The 21685-nt window shown below is 74.6% G+C and carries 18 protein-coding genes and 3 tRNA genes; 5 read left to right on the top strand and 16 right to left on the bottom strand.

Annotated features, from left to right (window positions below):
* The first annotated feature begins 7 nt into the window (after positions 1-7).
* The gene (locus JOE63_RS06945) at positions 8-1018 is read left to right on the top strand and encodes a L,D-transpeptidase family protein (protein ID WP_307839977.1); all 1011 of its coding nucleotides are present in this window, start codon (positions 8-10) and stop codon (positions 1016-1018) included.
* Between the two features lie 81 nt (positions 1019-1099).
* On the opposite strand, the gene JOE63_RS06940 is transcribed toward JOE63_RS06945, so the two are convergent.
* From JOE63_RS06940 to JOE63_RS06930, 3 genes are all read right to left on the bottom strand, one after another.
* A complete protein-coding gene (locus tag JOE63_RS06940; RefSeq protein ID WP_374059064.1) occupies positions 1100-2344 on the bottom strand; it encodes a UDP-N-acetylmuramate dehydrogenase in 1245 nt (414 codons plus the stop codon).
* Between the two features lie 219 nt (positions 2345-2563).
* Positions 2564-3871 carry an MFS transporter gene (locus JOE63_RS06935; RefSeq protein ID WP_087471290.1) on the bottom strand — a complete coding sequence of 436 codons (1308 nt, stop codon included), beginning with the start codon at positions 3869-3871 and terminating at the stop codon, positions 2564-2566.
* Entirely contained in the window at positions 3868-5511 is a 1644-nt protein-coding gene (locus JOE63_RS06930) for an MFS transporter (protein ID WP_204540173.1), read from the bottom strand. The genes JOE63_RS06935 and JOE63_RS06930 overlap by 4 nt, the downstream gene beginning before the upstream one ends.
* A gap of 72 nt (positions 5512-5583) precedes the next feature.
* Between JOE63_RS06930 and JOE63_RS06925 the strand changes: the two genes are divergently transcribed.
* Positions 5584-6723 carry a LacI family DNA-binding transcriptional regulator gene (locus JOE63_RS06925; RefSeq protein WP_204540169.1) on the top strand — a complete coding sequence of 380 codons (1140 nt, stop codon included), beginning with the start codon at positions 5584-5586 and terminating at the stop codon, positions 6721-6723.
* 22 nt (positions 6724-6745) lie between these two features.
* Here the strand turns inward: JOE63_RS06925 and JOE63_RS06920 are convergent, their stop codons facing one another.
* The 7 genes from JOE63_RS06920 to JOE63_RS06890 all read right to left on the bottom strand — a co-directional run bounded on the left by JOE63_RS06920 (position 6746) and on the right by JOE63_RS06890 (position 10179).
* Complete coding sequence (locus JOE63_RS06920; RefSeq protein ID WP_204540166.1) at positions 6746-8281, bottom strand: Tat pathway signal sequence domain protein; 1536 nt, start codon at positions 8279-8281, stop codon at positions 6746-6748.
* A 221-nt stretch (positions 8282-8502) separates the two neighbouring features.
* A complete protein-coding gene (locus tag JOE63_RS06915; protein ID WP_087471287.1) occupies positions 8503-8937 on the bottom strand; it encodes a MaoC family dehydratase in 435 nt (144 codons plus the stop codon).
* A complete protein-coding gene (locus JOE63_RS06910; RefSeq protein WP_087471286.1) occupies positions 8934-9395 on the bottom strand; it encodes an FAS1-like dehydratase domain-containing protein in 462 nt (153 codons plus the stop codon). The genes JOE63_RS06915 and JOE63_RS06910 overlap by 4 nt, the downstream gene beginning before the upstream one ends.
* Positions 9396-9423: 28 nt before the next feature.
* Positions 9424-9594 carry a 50S ribosomal protein L33 gene (gene rpmG / locus JOE63_RS21395; RefSeq protein WP_021482899.1) on the bottom strand — a complete coding sequence of 57 codons (171 nt, stop codon included), beginning with the start codon at positions 9592-9594 and terminating at the stop codon, positions 9424-9426.
* An 86-nt stretch (positions 9595-9680) separates the two neighbouring features.
* A tRNA-Met gene (locus tag JOE63_RS06900) sits at positions 9681-9757 on the bottom strand.
* Positions 9758-9819: 62 nt separating this feature from the next.
* A tRNA-Thr gene (locus JOE63_RS06895) sits at positions 9820-9892 on the bottom strand.
* A 205-nt stretch (positions 9893-10097) separates the two neighbouring features.
* Positions 10098-10179, bottom strand: a tRNA-Tyr gene (locus tag JOE63_RS06890).
* A 140-nt stretch (positions 10180-10319) separates the two neighbouring features.
* Here JOE63_RS06890 and rarD point away from each other — a divergent pair.
* Genes rarD through JOE63_RS06875 form a run of 3 tightly spaced genes read left to right on the top strand, consistent with a single transcriptional unit; the run spans position 10320 to position 12874 of the window.
* Positions 10320-11345, top strand: coding sequence for an EamA family transporter RarD (rarD, locus tag JOE63_RS06885; protein WP_087471285.1), 1026 nt, complete (start codon positions 10320-10322; stop codon positions 11343-11345).
* A gap of 57 nt (positions 11346-11402) precedes the next feature.
* Complete coding sequence (locus JOE63_RS06880; RefSeq protein ID WP_204540164.1) at positions 11403-11897, top strand: YajQ family cyclic di-GMP-binding protein; 495 nt, start codon at positions 11403-11405, stop codon at positions 11895-11897.
* 8 nt (positions 11898-11905) lie between these two features.
* Positions 11906-12874 carry an HAD family hydrolase gene (locus JOE63_RS06875; protein WP_204540162.1) on the top strand — a complete coding sequence of 323 codons (969 nt, stop codon included), beginning with the start codon at positions 11906-11908 and terminating at the stop codon, positions 12872-12874.
* Here the strand turns inward: JOE63_RS06875 and JOE63_RS06870 are convergent.
* From JOE63_RS06870 to JOE63_RS06845, 6 genes are all read right to left on the bottom strand, one after another.
* Positions 12843-13232, bottom strand: coding sequence for a hypothetical protein (locus JOE63_RS06870; RefSeq protein ID WP_204540160.1), 390 nt, complete (start codon positions 13230-13232; stop codon positions 12843-12845). The two genes, JOE63_RS06875 and JOE63_RS06870, sit on opposite strands and share 32 nt — an antisense overlap.
* 85 nt (positions 13233-13317) lie before the next feature.
* Positions 13318-14202 carry a zinc metalloprotease HtpX gene (gene htpX, locus JOE63_RS06865; protein ID WP_087471281.1) on the bottom strand — a complete coding sequence of 295 codons (885 nt, stop codon included), beginning with the start codon at positions 14200-14202 and terminating at the stop codon, positions 13318-13320.
* A 210-nt stretch (positions 14203-14412) separates the two neighbouring features.
* Positions 14413-15825 (bottom strand): FAD-dependent oxidoreductase, encoded by a 1413-nt coding sequence (locus JOE63_RS06860; protein ID WP_087471280.1) that lies wholly within the window; start codon positions 15823-15825, stop codon positions 14413-14415.
* Between the two features lie 219 nt (positions 15826-16044).
* Positions 16045-16518, bottom strand: a complete 474-nt coding sequence (locus JOE63_RS06855; protein WP_087471279.1) for an LpqN/LpqT family lipoprotein — start codon at positions 16516-16518, stop codon at positions 16045-16047.
* 187 nt (positions 16519-16705) lie between these two features.
* Positions 16706-16978 (bottom strand): WXG100 family type VII secretion target, encoded by a 273-nt coding sequence (locus JOE63_RS06850; protein ID WP_021482523.1) that lies wholly within the window; start codon positions 16976-16978, stop codon positions 16706-16708.
* Between the two features lie 135 nt (positions 16979-17113).
* The gene (locus JOE63_RS06845) at positions 17114-21598 is read right to left on the bottom strand and encodes an FtsK/SpoIIIE domain-containing protein (protein WP_204540158.1); all 4485 of its coding nucleotides are present in this window, start codon (positions 21596-21598) and stop codon (positions 17114-17116) included.
* Between the last annotated feature and the right edge of the window lie 87 nt (positions 21599-21685).

Genomic DNA, 21685 nt, shown 5'->3' with positions numbered 1-21685 from the left:
GGAACAGGTGGACGGAGCTTCCGCGGGCGCGCGGACGGGCGCGGCGGCGCGTACGACGGCGGGGGACGCGGCGTGCGTCGCTCTCACGGCCGCGGGGCGCGGACCGGGACGACGCGGGCGCGGCGGACGAGCGGCGTCGCTCGCCGTCGTCTCCACGCTGGTCGCGGCGCTGGCGCTCGCGGGCTGCCAGGCCGGGCTGCCCGACCTCGAGCCGGGACGGACGCCGTCGGCCACCGCGGACGGGCCCGCGACGACGGGGCCGGTGAGCCCGAGCCCGACGGAGACCACGCCCGAGCCGACGGAGACGCCGACGCCGACGCCGACGCCCGAGCCCACCGAGACCCCCGACCCCGAGCCGAGCACGCCCCCGCCCGCACCGGAACCGACCCCCGAGTCGCCGCCCGCACCCGTCGAGCCGGCCGAGCTGGCCCGCGGCGCGACCGGCGACCGCGTCGTCGCGCTGCAGCAGCGCCTCGCCGACCTCGGCTACTTCATCGGCGCGCCCGACGGCGACTTCGGCGGCGGCACGCAGCAGGCCGTGTGGGCGCTGCAGAAGGCCGCCGGGCTCTCGCGCGACGGCGTCGTGGGCCCCGCGACGCAGGCCGCGCTCGACCAGGGCGTCACGCCGCAGCCGCGCAGCGAGTCGGGCAAGGTCATCGAGATCGACCTCGACCGGCAGCTCCTCCTCGCCGTCGAGGACGGCCGGGTCGTCACGGTCGTCAACGCGTCGTCGGGCAACGGGGAGTCGTACGAGGCGAAGGGCCGCACCTACCGCGCGGGCACGCCGCGCGGCGAGTTCCACGTGGGGCGGCAGGTCGACGGCAACCACTCGTCGAGCCTCGAGCTCGGCGACATGTGGCGCCCCAAGTTCTTCACCGGCGGCATCGCGGTGCACGGCTCGGGCTCGATCCCGCCGTGGCCCGCGTCGCACGGGTGCGTGCGCGTCGCGAACTCGGCGATGAACTGGCTCTGGGACACCTGGCACGCCGACCCGGGCACCACGGTCCTCGTCTACTGACCCCACGGGTTGTGGGCATGGAACGGGCCCGGTTCCGAGGCTGGAACCGGGCCCATTCCATGCCCACAACCGGTGGGTCGGTCAGAGGGAGACGCCGACGAGGACCGGCTCGGGGACGAGCTCGACGCCGAACGCGTCGAGCACGCCGTCGCGGACCGCGCGCGCGAGCTCGACCAGGTCCTCCGCGCTCGCGCCGCCCCGGTTGGTGAGCGCCAGGGTGTGCTTCGTCGACAGCCGCGCGAGGCTCGACGGGCCGTGGACACCGAAGCCCTTGGTGAAGCCCGCGTGCTCGATGAGCCACGCCGCCGACGTCTTGACGAGCGTCGGGTCGATCTCGCCGAGGCTCGGGCCCGTCGTGCGGGACGGCGTCGCCGAGCGCACCGGGTAGCGCGGGGCCTCTGCCGGGAGCAGGTCGGCCTGCTCCGCCGGGACGACGGGGTTCGTGAAGAACGACCCCGCGCTCCAGCGGTCGTGGTCCGGGCCCTTCTCCCCCGGCGCGGCGTCCCCCGCCGCCACGGGCGCGACGTCCGGACCGACGCCGTCGAGCAGCATGCCCTTGCGCGCCCGGAGCACGAGGACGGCGTCGCGCACGTCCGCGCTCGGAGCCCGGTCGCCGACCTGCACGCCGAGCGTGCGGGCGAGCTCCGGGTAGGCGACCGGGGCGGACAGCGAGCCGAGCCGGGACTGGAAGCCGACGTCGAGCACGACGTAGCGCGGCGACGGGTACCACGGGCCGTCCGCCTCGCCGTCACCGCTCACCGCGGCGTGCATGCTGCGCTTCAGCAGCGACGTGCGGTACCCGAACGCGAGCTCGCCCAGCGCCAGGGTGCGCACGCGCGACCGTCGGCGGTCCCACACCCGCACGGTCGAGATCACCCCCGCGACCTCCTGGCCGTAGGCGCCGATGTTCTGGACGGGCGCGGCACCGACCGTGCCCGGGATGCCCGAGAGCGCCTCGACGCCCACCCACTCCTCCGCGACCGCGCGCGCGACCAGCTCGTCCCAGTCCTGGCCCGCCGGGGCGTGGAAGCTCGCGCCGCCGCACGAGTCCTCGGCGTCCACGGTGATCCCGCGCCGCAGGTCGCGCACGACGACCCCGCCGAACCCCTCGTCGCCGACGAGCAGGTTCGAGCCGCCGCCGATCACGAGGAGCGGCTCCCCCGCGTCGTCCGCGGCGCGCACCGTCTCCAGCAGCTCGGCCTCGCTGTGCGCCTCGACGTACTGGTCCGCCGCACCGCCCACGCGCAGCGTGGTCAGCTCCGCCAACGAGGGCGCGCCGACGGCGTCGGGCCGCAGCCCGGGCGCGGTCCGGACGATCTCGGGCAGGTCACGGTCGACGGGGGTGAGGGGTTCGCACGTCACCGCCCCAGCGTAGTTCGCCCCCGCCCCGGCCCACCGCCGTCACCGTTCCCACGGCCGGCCTCGGCCCGGCGGCTGGCCGACCCGGTGGTCCCGGCACGCCGAGCCGGCGACCACGGCTCGTCAGAATCCCGGGACCGGCCCGAACCACCTGCCCGGCGGTCCTGCCTCGCACGGGGGCGCGGCTCAGCGGTCGCGGGTCTCCTCGGCGCTCCGGGCGGCCTGCTGGCCCGCGGAGCCCGCGGCGGTGGGGAGGGGGCGGGTGGCGCCCACGACGAGGAGGCCGACGACGACCGGGACGGCGATCACGAGGAGCGCGGCGCGGTAGCCGACGTGCTCCGCGAGGAAGCCGATGAGCGGCGGGCCCATGAAGAACGCGGAGTAGCCGATGGTCGCGACGACGCTCACGCGCACGGCGGCGCGCGCGGGGTCGTCGGAGGCCGCGCTCATCCCGACGGGGAAGCCGAGCGCCGCGCCCATGCCCCACGCGACCACGCCGAGCAGCGCGAGCCAGATGCTCGGCGAGAGCGTGAAGAGGAGCAGGCCGACGAGCGCGAGCGCCGCGCCGAGCCTGAGCACGGTGACACGGCCGTAGCGGTCGAGCAGGCCCGTGCCGAGGAGGCGCATCCCGGTCATGGCCGTGAGGAACACGGCGAGGCCGACGGCGCCCATCGCGTCGGACGTCTCGAAGCCGTCGACGACGGCGAGGCTGACCCAGTCGTTCGCGGCGCCCTCCGTGAGCGCGGCGGCGAGCACCACCAGCCCGATGAGGAGCGTGCGGGGCTCGGTCCACGCGCTGAGCGCCCCGCGCGCGTTCTCCGACGCGGTGAGGGGTGCGCCGCTCCCGGCCGCGGCGGCGGGGTCCGACCCGGCAGCGTCCTGGGCCGCGTCGACGACGTGCTCCACCTGCCCGGCGGGCAGGAAGAACCGTACGGACCACAGCACGCCGAGGAGGCTCAGCACGACCGCGGCCGTGAGGTGCACCTGGACCGGGACGTGCAGCGCGGCCATGAGCGCGCCGACGCCCGCGCCGGCCATGGTGCCGAACGAGAAGCCCGCGTGGAAGCGGGGCATGATCGCCTTGCCGAGCCGCTGCTCGACGGCGGCGCCCTCGAGGTTCATCGCGGCGTCCCACACGCCCGTGCCGATGCCGGCGAGGAAGAGCCCGGCGCGCACGACGACGTCCTCCCCCGTCGCCACGCCCGTGACGGCCGTGACGAGGCCGACGACGTTGGTCACGGCGAACAGCGTGACGGCCTTCGACGCGCCGAGCCGCTGGACGACCATGCCGGAGAGGGGCAGCGCGAGGAGCGACCCGACGGCCATGAAGAGCAGCAGGAGGCCCATCTGCGCCTCGGTGAAGCCGAGCGAGTCCCGGACCGCGGGCAGGCGGGACGCCCAGGTCGCGAAGTTGAAGCCGTTGAGGAAGAAGACCGCGAACACGGCCCAGGTGGCGAGCGCGACGACGCGACGGTCGGGACGGGCGGTGGTCATGCGGAGGTCTCCTCGCGGCGGTGCGACGGGCGGGTTCGGGGACGGCGTGCGGAGGCACGGTGGACGGTGGACGACCCGGTGCGGGCCGTCGCGCGGGGCCGGCGCGACCAGCGGGGACGGCGTGCGTCGTCGGCCTCGTCCGGGACGGCGCCGGCCGCGTCGTCCCGGTCGGGGTCGCCCGTCCGGTCGGCGGCGTCCGCGGCGACCGCCGCGTCGGCCTCGGGACCATCCTCCACCCCGGACGGCACGCCGTCGTCCGTGTCCGTCCCGGGACGGGACGTCCGTGCGGTGCGCGCGGCCGGGGTGCGCAGGGGCGTGACCTGGCGCGCGAGGAGGACGCTGAGGACCATCGCGGCGACGATGAGCACGAGCGCGTGGCGCGCGCCCATGGCCTCGGCGGCGAGCCCGAGCAGGGGCGGGGCGGCGAGCGACGCCATCGACGCGAAGGCGGAGACGACGGACACGCGGCTCGCGGCGCGCAGCGGCTCGTCGGACGCCGCGGCGATGCCGACGGGCACGGCGAGCGCCGCGCCGAAGCCCCAGAGCACGACGCCGACCCCGGCGAGCGGGAGCGTCGGCGCGAACCCGAAGAGGAGCAGCCCGGCGATCGACGCCACGCCCGAGGCACGGAGCACGGTGACGCGGCCGAAGCGGTCGATGAGGCGCGTGCCTGCCAGGCGCATGACCGTCATGGCCGCGACGAACGTGCCGAACACGACGGCGCCGACGGCCTCCGTCTGGGCGAACCCGTCGACGACGGCGAGCGAGAGCCAGTCGTTGGCGGACCCCTCGGACAGCGCGGCGGAGAGGATGACGAGGCCGATGAGCAGCGTGCGCGGCTCGCGCCAGGCCGAGAGCGCCGCCCCGAGCCGGGCGCCGCGGCGGGCGAGGCGCGCGCGGAGCCCGGCCGTCTCGACGTCGACGACCGCGTCGCCGAGCGCCTCGACCGGGGCAGGAGCGTCCGCCGGTGCGCGCGTCGGGAGCGTGTCGTGCACCGTCGCGGGGATCGCGGCGAGGCGCCAGACCATGGCGACCGTGCCCGTCGCGACGAACTGGACGAGCACCGGCACCTGCGCGTGGGCGCACGCGGCGCCGACGAGCGAGCCGATGACGGCACCGATGGAGAACGCGGCGTGGAACTGGGGCAGGATCGTGCGCCCGACCCGCCGTTCGATGCCTGCGCTCTCGACGTTCATCGGGACGTTGCCGAGCGAGAAGGCCATGCCGTTGACGAAGATGCCCGCGGCGAGCAGGGGGACGGAGCCGGTCGCGGGGCCGAGGCCGAGCAGCAGGAACGCGACGCCGAACAGGACCGCGGAGACGGCGAAGGCGACGCGCCCGCCGAAGCGCGTGACGAAGGGACCGGCGGCGGTGACCGTCGCGAGGGCACCGACGGCGCCCGCGAGCAGCACGACGCCGAGGTCGGCGGGGGTGAGCCCGAGCGCGTCGCGCACCGAGGGGATGCGCGCGAGCCAGCTCGACATCATGACGCCGTTGAGCGCGAACACGCCCAGCAGGACCCAGCGCGCCCGGGTCAGGGCGCGGGGGTCGGACAGGAGGTCGGTCGGTGACTGCGCAGCACCTCCTCGAATCGATTCGATCCGACGGACGAGGGTGCGCTTCGAATCGATTCGAGGCATGGTCACCAGTGTGCGGGTACGCTGGCCGCGCGTCAATCGAGAATCCCGCGCGCGCGGGAGGCAGGGAGCGTGATGAGCGACACCCCCGGGAACCGGGAGACCACGGCCGGACCGACGGCCCACCGCCCCACGCTCGCGAAGGTCGCCGAGCGAGCCGGCGTCTCCGTCTCGACGGCGTCGCTCGCCTTCTCCGGCGCGGGACCGATCACCCCGGAGACGCGGGCGCGCGTGCTCGACGCCGCGAAGGAGCTCGGGTACACAGGCCCCAACCCGCTCGGCCGCCAGCTCCGGTCGGGCCGCTCGGGCGTCGTCGGCGTCGTCGTCGGCGACCAGCTCCGGCGCGCGTTCCGCGACCCCGTCGCCGTGCAGGTGCTCGACGGCCTCGTCTCGACCCTCGGCGAGAACGGCCTCGGCGTGCTCCTCATCCCCGGCATCCCGTCCGACGACCCGGCCCGCGCCGTCGACCCGCTCGTCGAGAGCGCGGCCATGGACGTCGCCGTCCTCGTGTGGGGCGTGGGGTCCGACGACGCGACGCTCGCCGCGCTGCAGCGCCGCGGCGTGCCGGTGGTCATCGGCGAGGGACGCCCTGTCGAGGGCACCCCGCTCGTCGCCATCCGCGACCGGGTCGGGACCGCCGACGCCGTGCGCCACCTCGTCGACCTCGGCCACACGCGCGTCGCGGAGGTCTCACTCCCCCTCGACAGCTCCGACCGGAGCGGGCCGATCGACGCCGAGCGCCTCGCCCAGGTGGACCGCACGCCGACGGCCAACCGGCTCGCGGGCGTGCGCGACGTCGTCGAGCCCGTCGCGAGCTGGGAGACCGAGGCGTCGCTCGTCGAGCACGGCCGCTCCGCGACGCTAGCGCTGCTCGGCCGCACCGCCGCGGACGGGACGACCGTGCCCACCGACCCGTCGACCCGGCCCACGGCGGTGATCGCCCACTCCGACCTGCTCGCCGCGGGCGCGCTGCTCGCCGCGCGCGAGCTCGGCCTGCGTGTGCCCGACGACGTCTCGGTCGCCGGGTTCGACGGGCTCGACCTCCCGTGGCTCGCGCCGGACGTCCTCACGAGCGTCCACCAGCCGCTCGCCCGCAAGGGCTCCGAGCTGGGCCTCGCCGTCATCCGCCAGCTCGCAGGCGAGGCCCCGACGACCGTCGAGCTCGACGTCGAGCTGGTGGTGGGGACGACGACGGGCCCCGCCCTCACCACCTGACACCGGACGACCCGGACGCGGGTCAGCCGAGCCGGCCCGGCTGCAGCGGGTTCGCCCGCGCGGCCGCCAGGAGGTACCAGGACGTCGCCCCGACGTGCTGCACCTGGAAGTACCCGAACCCGAAGCCCGAGTCGAGCAGGCTCGACGCGGCGACGACGCCCCCGCGCTCCGGCAGCGCGGCGCCGCCGATCGTCTGACCGGCCCCGACGCCCTCCTGCACGCCCTGCACCTCGCGCAGCAGGCCCTCGGCGCGGACCCGGTCGTCGTCCCGCTCGCAGCCGCGGCGACCCCGCCGCCGGTCGTCGCGGCCACCGCGCCCGCGTGCCCCGCGGTCCGCGAGCGCCGACGCGAGCTGCGCCGCCCCCTCCAGCCACACCCCCTGCTGGTGCACGGGCAGCCCGTTGTACGACGCGGCCGACGTCAGGCTCGCGCTCGAGAACGTCACGCCTTCGACGACCGTCCCGGCGGGGAGCTGCGACACGCCCTCGCCCGCGACGTCGCGCGCCGCCAGCGCGTCGTCGGCCCAGTCGAGCGCGCGGGCGTAGCCCCGCTCGCGCAGGGCGAGCCAGCCCCACGTCTGCGGGTCGAGCGGGAGGGGGTCCCGGTTGATCTCGGTGCCGTCGTTCGTGCCGGTGTAGAGGTAGCCGCCGCCGGGCTCCCACATGCGGTCGACGAACGCCCGCGCGTGCTCGGCGGCACGGTCCCAGCGCCGGTCGCGCGTCACGGACCCGAGCTGGCGGAAGAACGCGACGCAGTCGATGTTGTGCTCCGTCGAGCCGTTGGGGATCGGGACGTTCGCGCCGTCCACGCCGAACGAGAACCCGCCGAGCGGAGCCTGCGACCACGTGTTCGCGACGATCCACTCGCCGATCCGCAGCGCGGCGTCCCGGTAGCGCCGCTCGCGCGTCACCGCGTGCAGGTGCAGCAGGGCGATGCCCGGCCACGCCATGTCCCCCACCGCCGTCCCGAGGAAGCCGAACTGCCACCCGACGTTCGCCGTGCCGTCGGGCAGCACCAGCCCGTGCTCCTGCGGCGTGCCGTCGTAGAAGGTGTAGGGCCCGACGTTGTACGCCTGGCGCAGCCGGCCGTCGGCGTGGTCGGGGTCGTTCTCGAGCGCGAACACGAGCCCGTCGCCGAGCGCCCGGGCGCGGTCGAGGTGTCGCCGGCCGGCCGTGAGCGTCGCGAGGATCGCGAGGGCGTTGTCGTACACGAACGCCGTGGAGAACAGGCCGAGCTGGTCGGCGTACGACTGCGCGAGCCGCGGGCCGGGGTTGACGTCGGGGTAGGCGTCGGCCGCCGCGGCGAGGAAGCCGTGGGCGCGCTGGACCGACGCCGTCCGGCCCCGTGCCGGGCCACCGCCCGTCGGCCCGACGGCGCGCGCCGACGCAGGGAGGGTCGCGCCCGGTCCTGCTGTCGCCGGGGTCGCCGTGAGCCCGGCGAGCGCGAGCGCCCCGCCGAGCGCGAGGACGGCGCGTCGGTCGAGCCCCCGCCGAGGCGCGGGCGTGGGGTCGAGATCGCGAGGGTCCTGGGGTGCCGGAAGGCCACCGTGCTGGGTCATGAGCGTCTCCTTCGACGTCGTGAGGGGCGCGACCTACGGTAGTGGGAGCGTTCCCATGGCGAAAGAGGGCGTGCCGTGGTGAACGATGTCGAATCTCGTGCGGCCGTCGCGGCGCGCGGCCGAGCCGACTCCGGGGGCGCGACGACGAGGGCGCCGCACCCGGTCGGGTGCGGCGCCCTCGTGGCGTCAGGAGCGCGTGGTCGCCCCGGGGCGACCGCGGATCAGACGCGGACGACCGCCTGCGTCTTGCCGAGCACGCGCGCGCCGTCGAACGTGACCGTGAGGTCGACGCGGACCGTGCCGGCGTCGGCGTCGACCGCCCCGACGGTCCCGGTGACCTCGAGCGTCGCGACACCCGGGTTCGGCACCGGCACGGGGCGGGTGAAGCGCGTCTGGTAGTCGACGACGGCGCCCGGGTCCCCGGCCCAGTCCTCGACCAGCGCGACGGCCGCGCCCATCGTGAACATGCCGTGCGCGATGACGCCCGGCAGGCCGACCTCGGCCGCGAAGGCGTCGTTCCAGTGGATCGGGTTGAAGTCGCCGCTCGCGCCGGCGTAGCGGACGAGGCGAGCGCGGTCGACCTCGACCGTGCGTGTGCCGATCACGTCGCCGACGGAGAGGTCCGCGAGGACGGGGCGGGTGACGTCGGTGCTCATGCGCCCTCCCCGCGGACGGCGAGGGTGGAGGTGACGGTCGAGACCGGCTCGGTGCCGCCGTCGGGCAGGAGCGCGGCGATCTCGCAGCGCGTGGTGACCATGGCGAGGCCGGCTCGCTCGGTGATCGAGTCCACGTGCAGCACGGTCACGAGCTCGTCGCCCGCGACGATCGGCCGGTGGTGCGTGAAGCGCTCGTCCGCATGGACGACGCGCGAGAAGTCGATGCCCGCCTCCGGGTCCTCGATGAGCTGCCCCTCCGCCCGCTGGGCGACGACGACCGCGAAGGTCGGAGGTGCGACGAGGTCCGGATAGCCCGCACCCCGCGCCGCCACGAGATCGTGGTGCACGGGGTGGGTGGCGCCGACGGCGCCCGAGAACTCCCGCAGCTTCTCGCGTCCCACCGAGTACGGCGCGTTGGCGGGGTACTCGCGGCCGACGTAGGCCAGGTTGACGCTCACTGCGGTGCGCGGGCGCGGAGCCGGAGGCTCAGCGGGTCTCGCGGTGCGCGGTGTGCTTGCCGCAGCGCGGGCAGAACTTCGCGAGCTCCAGGCGGTCCGGGTCGTTGCGACGGTTCTTCTTCGTGATGTAGTTGCGCTCCTTGCAGTCCACGCAGGCCAGCGTGATCTTGGGGCGAACGTCAGCGCTCTTGCTTGCCACGGTAGTGAGCCACCTCTCGCGCCTCCGGAGGGCGCATGTGCTGTGCAGGTCGCACGACGCCGGCCGCCGTACGAGGTTGTCGAAAGTGGTAGCGGAGGCGGGGATCGAACCCGCGACCTCACGATTATGAGTCGTGCGCTCTAACCATCTGAGCTACCCCGCCGCGTGACTGAACGCGAGGCCGTCTCGCCAGTATTCCAGCAAGACGACCCCGCGTCACCACAGAGCCCCGAAAGGGAATCGAACCCTTGACCTTCTCCTTACCATGGAGACGCTCTGCCGACTGAGCTATCGGGGCAGCGCGGAAAACTCTACACGGAACACGGCGTCGAACGAAATCGGCGCCGTTCCGCCGTTCCTGGGCCTTCCAGCCCCGCTCCACCGGCGTCGCGCACCGTCCGACGACGCCGGGCTGTGCCGCGCACGGGGAGTGCTGGCGCCGACGACGGCCCCGGGCAGACGACGACGGGGCGCCACCCGTGGGTGACGCCCCGTCGCTCCGGTGGCAGGTGAGGGATTCGAACCCCCGAAGGCTGAGCCGTCTGATTTACAGTCAGATCCCTTTGGCCGCTCGGGCAACCTGCCGTGTGGAGTTGTCGCTCGCCGAGAGGACTGCACATGGTGCAGCCCCGCCGTGCGGGCGAGCCAACGATACAGCCCCGTCGGACCAGGTGCGAAATCCGGGTCCCGGCGACCGCCCGCGCGTCCGTCCGTACAGTGGTCCGGTGACCCGCCCCTCCCCCGCGCCGGACCACCTCCCCGGTACCGGGAACCCCGGCCCCGCGCCCACCGGCGCACCGTCCTCGCCCACCCCGGCCGCGCCGTCGGGCGGCGGGCGCGGCGTCCCCGCCCCGACCGACCGCTGGGGGCTCCTGCTCGGCGCCGGCGCGTTCTTCCTGTGGGGCGCGATGCCCCTGTACTTCCCGCTCCTGGAGCCCGCGGCGCCGCTCGAGATCATCGCGCACCGGGTCGTGTGGAGCCTGCTCTTCTGCCTCGTGCTCCTCGCCGCGACGCGCCAGCTCGGCGGGTTCGTCACCGCGCTGCGCACCCCGCGCACGCTCGGTGTGCTCGCGGTCGCGGCCGTCCTCATCGTCACCAACTGGACCGTCTACGTGTACGGCGTCCTCAGCGGCCACGTGCTCGACGCCGCGCTCGGGTACTTCATCAACCCCCTCGTCACGGTCCTGCTCGCCGTCGCCGTGCTGCGCGAGCGGCTGCGCCCGGCGCAGTGGGCGGCCGTGGGCATCGGCGTCGCCGCCGTCGTCGTCATCAGCACGGGCTCGGGCGGCCTGCCGTGGATCGCGCTCGTGCTCGCGGCGTCGTTCGGCCTCTACGGCCTCGTGAAGAACCGCGTGGGCCGGACGGTGGAGGCGCTCCCCGGCCTCGCCGTGGAGACGGCCGTGCTCACGCCGGTCGCCCTCGCGTACCTGGTCTGGCTGAGCGCGACCGGCGCCGGCACGTTCGGCGCCGAGGGTGCCGGCCACGCGCTCCTGCTGGCGTCCGCCGGGATCGTCACGGCCCTGCCGCTCCTCCTCTTCAGCGCGGCCGCGCGCCGGCTCCCGCTGAGCGTCGTCGGGCTCCTGCAGTACCTCGGCCCGGCGCTGCAGTTCCTCTTCGGTCTCCTCGTCTTCCACGAGCCCATGTCGCCCACCCGCTGGGCCGGGTTCGGGCTCGTGTGGGTCGCGCTCGTCGTGCTCTCGGTCGACGGGCTGCGCGCGGCACGGGCGACGCGTCTCGCGACCCGACCCTGAGCCCGCTCGACTACGGTGGGACCCAGCACCCGTTCCCGGCCCAGAGAGGACCTACCCATGGCCGACTCCTCGTTCGACATCGTCAGCAAGGTCGACCGCCAGGAGGTCGACAACGCGCTGAACCAGGCCGCCAAGGAGGTCGCGCAGCGCTACGACTTCCGCAACGTCGGTGCCTCGATCGCGTGGAGCGGCGAGAGCATCGTCATGGTCGCCAACTCGGCGGAGCGCGTGCTCGCCATCCTCGACGTCTTCGAGACCAAGCTGGTCAAGCGCGGCATCTCCCTCAAGTCGCTCGACACGGGCGACAAGGAGCCCAAGGCGTCGGGCAAGGAGTACCGCCTCGCGGCGACCCTCAAGGAGGGCCTGTCGAGCGAGGACGCGAAGAAGATCACCAAGATCATCCGCGACGAGGCGCCCAAGGCCGTCAAGACCCAGATCACGGGCGACGAGGTGCGCGTGACGAGCAAGTCGCGCGACGACCTGCAGACCGTCATCGCGCTGCTCAAGGGCGCCGACCTCGACGTCGCGCTGCAGTTCACCAACTACCGGTAGCGCTCGCCGTGTCCCTGCCCGACGGCGGCGCGCGCCCGGTCGCACCGGGTCGTCCTGCCGCGTCGTCGAGCGCGCTCCCGCGCGTCGTCGCGACGGACCTCGACGGCACGCTCCTGCGGTCCGACGGGACCGTCTCGGAGCGCACGCGCGCCGCGCTGCGCGCCGCCGAGGACGCCGGGGTGGAGGTGGTGTTCGTCACGGCGCGCCCGCCGCGCTGGCTCGACCAGCTCGCCGACGTCGTCGGCGGGCACGGGCACGTCATCTGCCTCGGCGGCGCGGCGGTGTGGGACCTGGCCACCGCGAGCCCGCTCGACGTGTGCGGCTTCGCCGCGGACGAGGCGGCCGCGCTCGTCGCCGACCTGCGCGCCGCCGTGCCGGGCGTCGCGCTCGCGTTCGAGAGAGTCGACGGGCCGACGTTCGACCCGGGCTTCCGCTCCACCCCGGACGACGACGCGGACGTCGTCGCCGTGGTCGAGTCGACGCTCGCCGCGCCCGGCGCCACCCCCCGCACCGGCACCCGGCAGCCCGTCGGCAAGATCCTCGCGCGGGACCCCGGCGCTCCGGTCGAGGACGCCCCCGCGACGCAGCCCGTCGTCGTCGCGGACGGGCAGACGACGGCGCAGGAGACGTTCTTCGCGCGCGTGCGCGACGCGGTCGGCGACCGGGCTCACCTCGCCTACTCCGGGGCGGCGGGCCTCGCCGAGCTGCTCGCCCCGGCCGTGACGAAGGACGCCGCGCTCGCGCGCTGGTGCGCCCGGCTCGGCGTCGACGCCCGCGACGTCTGGGCGTTCGGGGACATGCCCAACGACCTGCCCATGCTGCGCTGGGCGGGACGCTCGTTCGCCGTCGCGAACGCGCACCCCGACGTCCTGGCCGCGGCGACCGACCGCACCGCCGCGAACGACGACGACGGCGTCGCCGCCGTCCTCCTCGACGCGCTGGGGGTCAGCGCGCCGGGCGGCGCCTCCGCGCCGTGACCGCCAGCCCGACGTGGAGGGCGACCGCGACGTACGCGGCGAGCAGGCCGACCCAGCCCTGCACGAGCGCCTGGTCGTCGAGGACGCGCCACGTGCCGACGACCGCCCCGACGGCGGTGAAGACGCCCACGAGGACGTAGAGCGCCGTCTCGCGCGCGACCGGGCCGGGCGCGCGCCGCGTCAGCGCGAGACCGACCGCGGCGGACAGGCACACGAGACCCGAGACCGTCACGGCGGTGACCACGTCGTCGACGATCCACCCGCGGCCGTGCCGTTGGCGCAGCACGAGCGTGGGCCCGCCGACGGCGAGGAGCACGAGGGCGAGGTCGCGCGCGAGATGCGTTCGGCGGCGGGGCACGGGGTCATCGTGCCACCTGCCCCGCGCGTCGGCGCTGCGCGTCTGCCGCGCCCGTGGCCCCGCCCGGCACGCCGCCCCGCGCCCGTCAGTGGTAGGTGATGCCGCCGTAGCCCGGGCCGTGGCCGGCCATCGTCTCGAGCCGCTTGATGCGCTCCGCCATCGGCGGGTGGGTCGCGAACATCTTGGCGACGCCCGCGCCGCGGAACGGGTTCGCGATCATGAGGTGCGAGACGTCCACGAGGTCGCGGTTCTGCGGGAGCGGGGCCCGCTGCGTGCCCGCGTCGAGCTTGCGCAGCGCGGACGCGAGCGCGAGCGGGTCGCCGGTGAGCTTGGCCCCGTCCTCGTCGGCGTCGTACTCGCGCGTGCGAGAGATGGCGAGCTGGATCAGCATGGCCGCGACGGGCGCGAGGACGACCATCGCGATCGCCGCGAGCGGGTTCCCACCACGGTCGCGGTCGCCGCCGAAGATCAGCAGGAACTGCGCGAGCGAGGTGATGACCCCGGCGAGGGCGCCCGCGACCGACGACGTGAGGATGTCGCGGTTGTACACGTGCATCAGCTCGTGCCCGAGCACGCCGCGCAGCTCGCGCTCGTCGAGGAGGCGCAGGATGCCCTCCGTGCAGCACACGGCCGCGTTCTTGGGGTTGCGTCCCGTCGCGAACGCGTTGGGCGCCTGCGTGGGCGAGACGTAGAGGCGGGGCATCGGCTGGCGCGCCTCGGTCGAGAGCTCGCGCACGATCCGGTACATGGCCGGCTGCTCGAGCTCGCTCACGGGGCGGGCGTGCATCGCGCGGATCGCGATCTTGTCGGAGTTCCAGTACCCGTAGAACGTCGTCACGAGGCCGATGCCGACGAAGAGCCACAGCAGGTTCGCCTTGGCGCCGAACAGTGCCCAGAGGCCCAGGACGATGGCCCACATGACGCCGAACAGGCCGGCCGTCTTGAGACCGTTGAAGTGCTGACGCCCCACGCTGTGCTCCCTTCCGCGCCTCGGGCACCCGCGTGGTCCGCCGGGCGCCCGACGGGCGCCGACCCCGTCGGCGCCCACCTGGTGAACGCCCGAGGCGACCGTCCCGTTCCCGGTCGCGGCCGTCGTCGTCCCTGCCGCGCACGACGACGGCGCCCCACCCTCCGGGGTGGGGCGCCGTCGTCGCGATCCCTGGCCTAGCAGGCCGTGGGGTCAGCCGACCTGGGTCTCGCCGCGGGCCACGCGGATCATGTCCTCGCGCGGCACGACCTTGATGCGCTCGCGCCCGTGCGGCTCGCCGAGGGCACGCTCGTACGCGTCGAGCAGCTCCCAGCCCGACCACTCGACGTGGTCGACGCCGCGCTCGCGGAGGAAGTCCACGACCGCCTCGGGGTCGCCGAGCGGCGCGACGCGCCCTGCGGCCAGGTCCGCCGCCGCGACGTCGCCGCCGTCGCCCGCACCGGTGACGTCCTCGACGAGGTGGCGGATCGTCTCGGACGCGTCCGACTTGGTGTGGCCGATGAGGCCCACCGGGCCGCGCTTGATCCAGCCGGTCGCGTACACGCCGGGGATGTGCTCGCCGTCGATGTCGATGACCCGGCCCTCGCGGTTCGGGATGACGCCCTTGAGCTCGTCGAACGGGATCTCGGGCAGCGGCGAGCCGAAGTAGCCGACCGCGCGGTACACGGCCTGCACGGGCCACTCGTGGAACTCGCCCGTGCCGGAGACGGTGCCGTCGCCGTTGAGCTGGGTCCTCTCGGTCCGCAGCGCCTCGACCTTGCCGTCGCCGAGGACCGCGGCCGGGGCGTGGAGGAAGTGCAGGTGCAGGCGGCGCGACGCCGTGTTCTCGCTCGGGTCCTTGAGCGTCCAGTCCGTGAGGGTCTTGACGACCTGCTTGGTCTGGTTCGACGAGCTGATCGCGGCCATCGAGCCCTCGTCGAACTCGAAGTCCTCCGGGTAGACGATCACGTCGACGTCGGGGACGTGGCCCAGCTCGCGCAGCTCGAGCGGCGAGAACTTGGCCTGCGCCGGCCCACGGCGGGCGAACACGTGCACGTCCGTGACCGGCGAGGACTTGAGGATCTCGTAGACGTTCTGCGGGACCTCGGTCGGCAGCAGGTCGTCCGCGTGCTTGGCGAGCACGCGCGCGACGTCGAGCGCGACGTTGCCCGCGCCGAGGACCGCGACCTGCTGGGCCTCGAGCGGCCACGTGCGCGGGACGTCCGGGTGGCCGTCGTACCAGGACACGAAGTCGGCCGCGCCGTACGAGCCCGGCAGGTCGATGCCCTCGACGGGCAGCGCCGCGTCGCGGATCGACCCCGTGGAGAAGATCACCGCGTCGTAGTACTGGCGCAGGTCGTCCAGCTTGAGGTCGACGCCGTAGTCCACGTTCGCGAGCAGGCGGATGTCGCCGCGGCTCAGCACCTTGTGGAGCGCCACGATGATCTGCTTGATGCGGGGGTGGTCCGGCGCGACGCCGTAGCGCACGAGGCCGAACGGCGCGGGCAGACGCTCGAACAGGTCGATGCTCACGTCGAGGTCGGTCTTGGACAGGATGTCCGCGGCGTAGATCCCGGCGGGACCAGCGCCGACGATCGCGACGCGCAGTGGACGGATGCTGCTCACAGGACGGTGCGCCTTCCGGTCGAGGACGGGGGTCTCTCCCGCGCGGCCGACGGGCCGTTCCGCGTCGGCCGGTTCGGGTACCGGCCGCAGGAGACCTCTCGATTGTACGACTGGGGTGAGGGTCGCCTCACTCGGGCCCTCTCCTCCATGACCAGGGTCTCACCGGTCTCGCCTGGTGGATACCTCGTCTTGTGATCCGGGCGAATGTAACGCCGGGGCTCAGCGGTCGAGGCGGAGGCTCTCCTGGACGGCACGGATCTCCGCCGCGGCCCACGGGTGCTGGAGGAGCGTGCACGTCCCCGTCGTCTGGACGAGGTCCGCCACGGGACCGCGCGGGACGACCACGGTCCGCACCGACTGCACGAGCACCGCTCCCCCGCCGCCCTTGAAGGACGCCTCGACCCACCGCCCCGGCAGGCCGTCCACGTCCACGTCGCCGCCGTCGAGCTGGCGCAGCCGCGGCAGCGGCTTGAGCTTGCGCAGCACCTCGGCGTGCACGTCGTCCAGCGTCTGCTCGGCCCGGATGCGCGAGACCACCACGATGACGTTCGGGTTGAACTCCCCCTCCTCCACCTCGCGCCCCAGCGCGAGCGGCAGGGCGACGTGCGGCAGCGGGACCCAGCGGTCCGGCGCGTCGACCCGCACCCCCACCGGCGCGGGGAAGTCGTCGCTCGGGTAGCGCAGCTCGGTCATGCGTCAGGTCCTCTCGGTCGCTCTCGTCGCGCTCCGGGGGCGCGGGGCGCGCCAGCAGTCTCGCAGACCGGCGGAGCCTCGACCGCCCCGGCCGGGCCGCCGGCAGGCCACGGCGACGCCCGACCCCGGACACGCCGAGGGCGCGGGACCCGTCCCGGGTCCCGCGCCCTCGGTGGAGCTCAGCGGATCAGCTGTTCGAAGCCTGCTCCTGCTGCTGCGCGTTCTGCGTGGCCTTCTGGCCCGCGTCCGTCAGCGTCTGCGCGACGTTGTTGAGCTGCGTCTGCGCGGCCGGCCAGTCGCTGCCCTTGAACTGCTGGGCGTCGGGGCCCTCCCACGGCACGCTCTGGATCTGCGAGTTCAGGTTCTGCATGGTCGTGCGGATCTCGTCCGCCTTCTGCTGCAGCGTCTGACCGAGCCCACGCAGCTCCTCGACGTTCGCGCCCCACATGCCACCAGCCATGGTGTTCTCCTTCTGTGTCTCGACCCCCACCCTGCGTGGACGTCGTCCCGTTGTCGATGGCCTTACTCAACCATCGGCCCGCGCGCCCCGTCGATGGGGAGGTGTCCCCATGAGGTCCCCGCGGGCGTCACGTCGCTACCGCGGGAGCGCGACGTGCAGCTTGCGCGCCCTCCCGGAGACGACGAGGAAGCCGCGTCCCGGCGGGAAGTCCGCGCGCCGGATCCGGCCGAGACCGGTCCCGAGCAAGGTGTCGCCGTCGAGGTCGCCGGGCGTGAGGAGCAGACCGCTGCGACCGGCCTTGAACGGCTGCGCGATCGCCCACGCCTGCCCCCAGGTCGACGACTCGGCCTCGCCCACGACGAGCTGCTCCGCGCGCGTGGCGGCCCGCACGAACGCGACGAGCGGCTGCTCCGCCGGCGTCCCCGTGAACTCCGTCACCGACTCGACGAGCACGGTGAGCGCGCCGGGCCGCAGCGAGCCCCCGTCGAGCGCCTGGGTGAGCGACTCCAGGAGCGTCACGACCTCCTCGGGCGACGTCGCCGCCGTGTCCCACGCGTCGAGCGCCGAGATGCTCGTGCGGCGCGGCGAGAGGTACACGACCCGGCCCGCGCGCGCCCGGCGCACGGCCTGGGCGATGGTGACGAGCGCCGTCGTGCGACCGCCCCCGGGCGGGCCCGAGAGCATGAACGTCCCCCGGGCGGGCAGCGCCACCGGGGCGATGTCGAGGTCGTCGAGGCCGATGGTCGGCCGGCCCCCCGTGACCTCGGGCAGCGCGTCCAGCGCGAAGCTGTCGGGCAGCCGCTCGACGCCGGGCGCCTGCTGGATGCCGAGGCGCGTCATCGCGTCGCGCAGCTTGCCCAGCTCGCGCGCCTGGAGCGCCACGTTCGGGTCGCCGCCCAGGACCGCGATCTGGACCTCGTTCTCGTCGAGCACGCCACGCCCGGGCGGGGACGTGAGCGACAGGACGTCCTTGGGGACGCCGAGCGTCAGGTAGTCGTCCTCGCTCGCCAGGCGCAGCACGAGCCGCTTCTGGATCGTCGAGCCGAGGGACGTCGGGACCGACGCCGCCCGGTCGCCCGCGACGACGACGTGCACGCCGACCTGGCGGCCGTCGGTCGCGATCGCCGTGAACGCGCCCCACACGGGGAACGCGTGCGCGGGCCGGAACTCGTAGGACTCGCGGAACGCGCCGATCCCGTCGACCAGCAGCAGGATGCGCGGCTCGTCGGGCGCGTTCGCGAGGCGCCGGTACTCGTCGAGGCTACCGGCGCGGACCGAGGCGTAGCGCGCGGAGCGCTCGTCGACGAGGTCGCGCAGCGTGCGCAGCACGCGCTGGACGCGCTCCTCGTCGTCGCCCGTGATGACCGCGCCGACGTGCGGCAGGTCCTCGAGCATGCGCAGGCCGCTCGCACCGCTGTCGATCGCGTAGACCTGGACGGGGCCGCCGCGCGCCGTGATCGCGGCGGAGACGGCGATCGTCCGCAGCGTCGCGCTCTTGCCCGAGCCGCCCGTGCCGTAGATCGCCATGTTGCCGTCGCGGTCGGGCTCGTAGAAGACGGTGGGCTGCGCCTGGGTCGTCGGGTCGTCCTCCACCCCGAGCAGCAGCATCGTGTCGGTGCGGGGGTTGGGCAGGCGCGCGAGGTCGTACGTCGGAGCGAGCTCGGCCAGCCACGGCTTGCGCGGCATCGGGACCGCGGCCTCCGTCGCGGCCCGCGAGATCGTCGTCACCACGCGCGCGATGTCGTTGGGGCCCGGGTCGGTGACCTCCTCGACCTCGGGCTCCGGCAGCTCCCAGCGGATGTCGGAGCCGAACGCCATCTCCTGGATGTCGATGCGCGACCGCTCGGGCTGCGCCGTCGTCCAGCCGCCCGCGTAGCCGGTCTGGAACGGCGTGATGCGGCCGGGGCCGGTCTTCACGGCGCCACGGCCCGGGATCGACGGGTCGAAGTGCGCGGCCATCGGGATGCCGAGGATGTCGGTCGAGTCGTCCTCGTCCGCCATGCGCAGCGCGACGCGCAGGTTCGTGTTCGCGCGCAGGTTGTCCTTGATGACGCCCGCGGGGCGCTGCGTCGCGAGGATGAGGTGCAGGCCGAGCGAACGGCCGCGCTGGGCGACGTCCACGACGCCGTCGACGAACTCCGGGACCTCGTTGACCAGGGCGGCGAACTCGTCGACCACGATGAGCAGGCTCGGCGGCGCGTCGGGGTCCCCGGTCCGCTCCAGGGACGCGAGGTCCTTGGCCTTCTTCCGGTTGAGCAGGTGCTCGCGGTAGCGCAGCTCGGCCCGCAGCGACGTGAGCGCCCGGCGCACGAGGTGGGGCGACAGGTCCGTGACGAGGCCGACGGTGTGCGGCAGGTTGACGCAGTCCGCGAACGCCGCGCCGCCCTTGTAGTCGACGAACAGGAACGTCACGCGGTCGGGGCTGTGGGCGGCTGCCATGCCGAGCACCCACGACTGGAGGAACTCGGACTTGCCCGCGCCGGTCGTCCCGCCCACGAGCGCGTGCGGGCCCTGCGTGCGCAGGTCCAGGTAGAGCGGCTCGGTGCCCGAGTGCCCGACCAGCCCGCGCAGGTTCGTCGGCACCTTGCGCCGGACGGGCGGCGAGCCGTCCCGCGGCGTCAGGGAGCCGTTCTCGCGCCACGCGTCGATGAGGCGGCCCGGGTCCTCGGCCAGCGCGGTGCCGGCGAGCGTGAGGTAGGAGACCGAGCGCGGGAGGTCGGAGTCGTCGTCGACGGGCGCGCCGACGTCGACCACCGGGGCCAGGATGCGCGCCACCTCGTGGGCCGTCGCGAGGTCCACCGTCTCGCACGCCACCGGGAACGACAGCCGGCCCACCCGGACCTCGCCGCTCGTCGCGCCCGCGGTGGCACCGGGGCCGCCCGCGCCCGTGGTGTCGACCGTGTCCACGAGGACGAACGTGCGGCACGCCGCCGGGAGCTGCTCGACCGACGGCGCGACCCACACGACGTGCACGCCCGCGTCCGCGCCGCGCTCCACGAGGCGCGTCAGGCGCGAGCGGTCCACCGGGGCGTCGTCCTCGACGAGCACGACGACGGTCGGCAGCACCGGCTTGGGCGTGTCCTCGCCCTCCTCGGGGTCGATCGGCCCGCGCAGCTCGGCGTGCGTGTCGAGGTCGGCTCCGCGCGCCTCGACCAGGTCCTCGAGCTGCGACAGCAGCGCCTGGGCGGCGCCCGGGTTGTCGGCCAGGTGGTCGCCGCCCAGCGGGCTGTGCGGCGACCCGGTGTGCGGCAGCCACTCGAGCCACTCCCAGTCGGCGCGCGAGCGCTGCGACGTCATGGCTGCGAGCACGAGCTCCGACGGCGAGTGCAGGCCGGCGAGCTGGACGAGGATCCCGCGCGCGACGGCGTCGACCGCGGCCCCCGCCCCGGCGACGCCGAGCGCGCCGTCCGTGCGCAGGCGCGCGACGACCGGGACGCCGGAGATCGTCGCGCACTGGGCGTGCAGCTTCTCCAGCTCGTTCCAGTACTCCGGCAGCGTGTTGTTCTCGCCGGGCTGCTCGAGCTGGGTGCGCGACGGCGCGGCGCCGAGCCCGATGCGGACGGAGAGGAACGCGTCGTGCTCCGGGCGGTGCGTCCACATGAGCCCGCCGAGCCGCCGGACCGCGTCGACCGTGTCGCCCACGGACGGGGCCTCCGAGAGGCGCACCGCGCGCTCGACGGCGTGCGTGCGGTCGATCGTCTCGCGCATCGCGACGACCCCCGCCTCGAACTGCTCGCGCTGCGCCTTGAGCTTGCGCTTGGCCTGCACCTTCTGGTCGAGGTAGTTGCCGAGCATGAGGATCGGGCTCAGCCCGACGAAGACGATCGACAGGACGTTCTTCGTGACGGAGTACAGGATCGCGCCCATGAGCAACGGCGCGACCATCGCCAGGTAGGGGAAGCGCTGCGGCTCCGGGGGCTGCGGCGGCTTGGGCGCCTTGAGCTTGCGCTCGGGGAAGCGGGCGACGACGCGCGGGGACCGGTTGAACTCCACGACCGGGCTCGTCGGCGCGAGGCTCGTCGTGCGGTGCAGCGCGACGACGGACACGACCGTGCTGCCGATCGTCACCGTGTCCGACGACGTGAGCGTCGAGCGCATCATGCGCTGGCCGCCCATGACGAGACCGTTCGCCGAGTTCGTGTCGGTGATCTCGATCGTCTCGCCGACCGTGAGGCGGGCGTGCCGCTTGGAGATCTGCGGGTCGCTCAGCCGGATGTCCATGTTGCGGTCGCGACCGAGGTAGCTCGTCCCGACGGGCAGCGGGAACTCACGCCCCGCGTCGGGACCCTCGAGCACGCGCAGGACGGCGACGGCCGCGCCGCGGTCCTGGCCAGGGGCGTCGAACTGCTCGGACACGCGCACGATCGAGACCGTCGACCCGGACCGCAACCCCGCCTCCGTGAGGTCGCTCGTCGGGGACAGCACGCGCCCCTGCCCCGACCCCGACGGCGCGGTGCCGACCTGGAGCGTGAGCCGGTCCGGGACGGCGGTGCCCGACCGGGTGGGGTCGCCCGCGAACAGCGCCTCGGCGACGTCGCGCACCGTGGCCGTCGCGTCCGCCGTGACGGCGACGTTGGTCGTGCTGGCGTCGGGGCGGTGCAGCGTGAGCTTGATTCGCACGAAGGTTCCTGTTCAGGTCCGGGGAGAGGGACGGGCAGGCCGGAGGCTCCGACGGTCGGGCAGCGGTACGCAGGGCGCGACCAGGAG

The sequence above is a fragment of the Cellulosimicrobium cellulans genome (genome assembly GCF_016907755.1).
Taxonomy (GTDB): domain Bacteria; phylum Actinomycetota; class Actinomycetes; order Actinomycetales; family Cellulomonadaceae; genus Cellulosimicrobium; species Cellulosimicrobium cellulans_D.
This window is presented reverse-complemented; position numbering and strand designations above follow the sequence as displayed.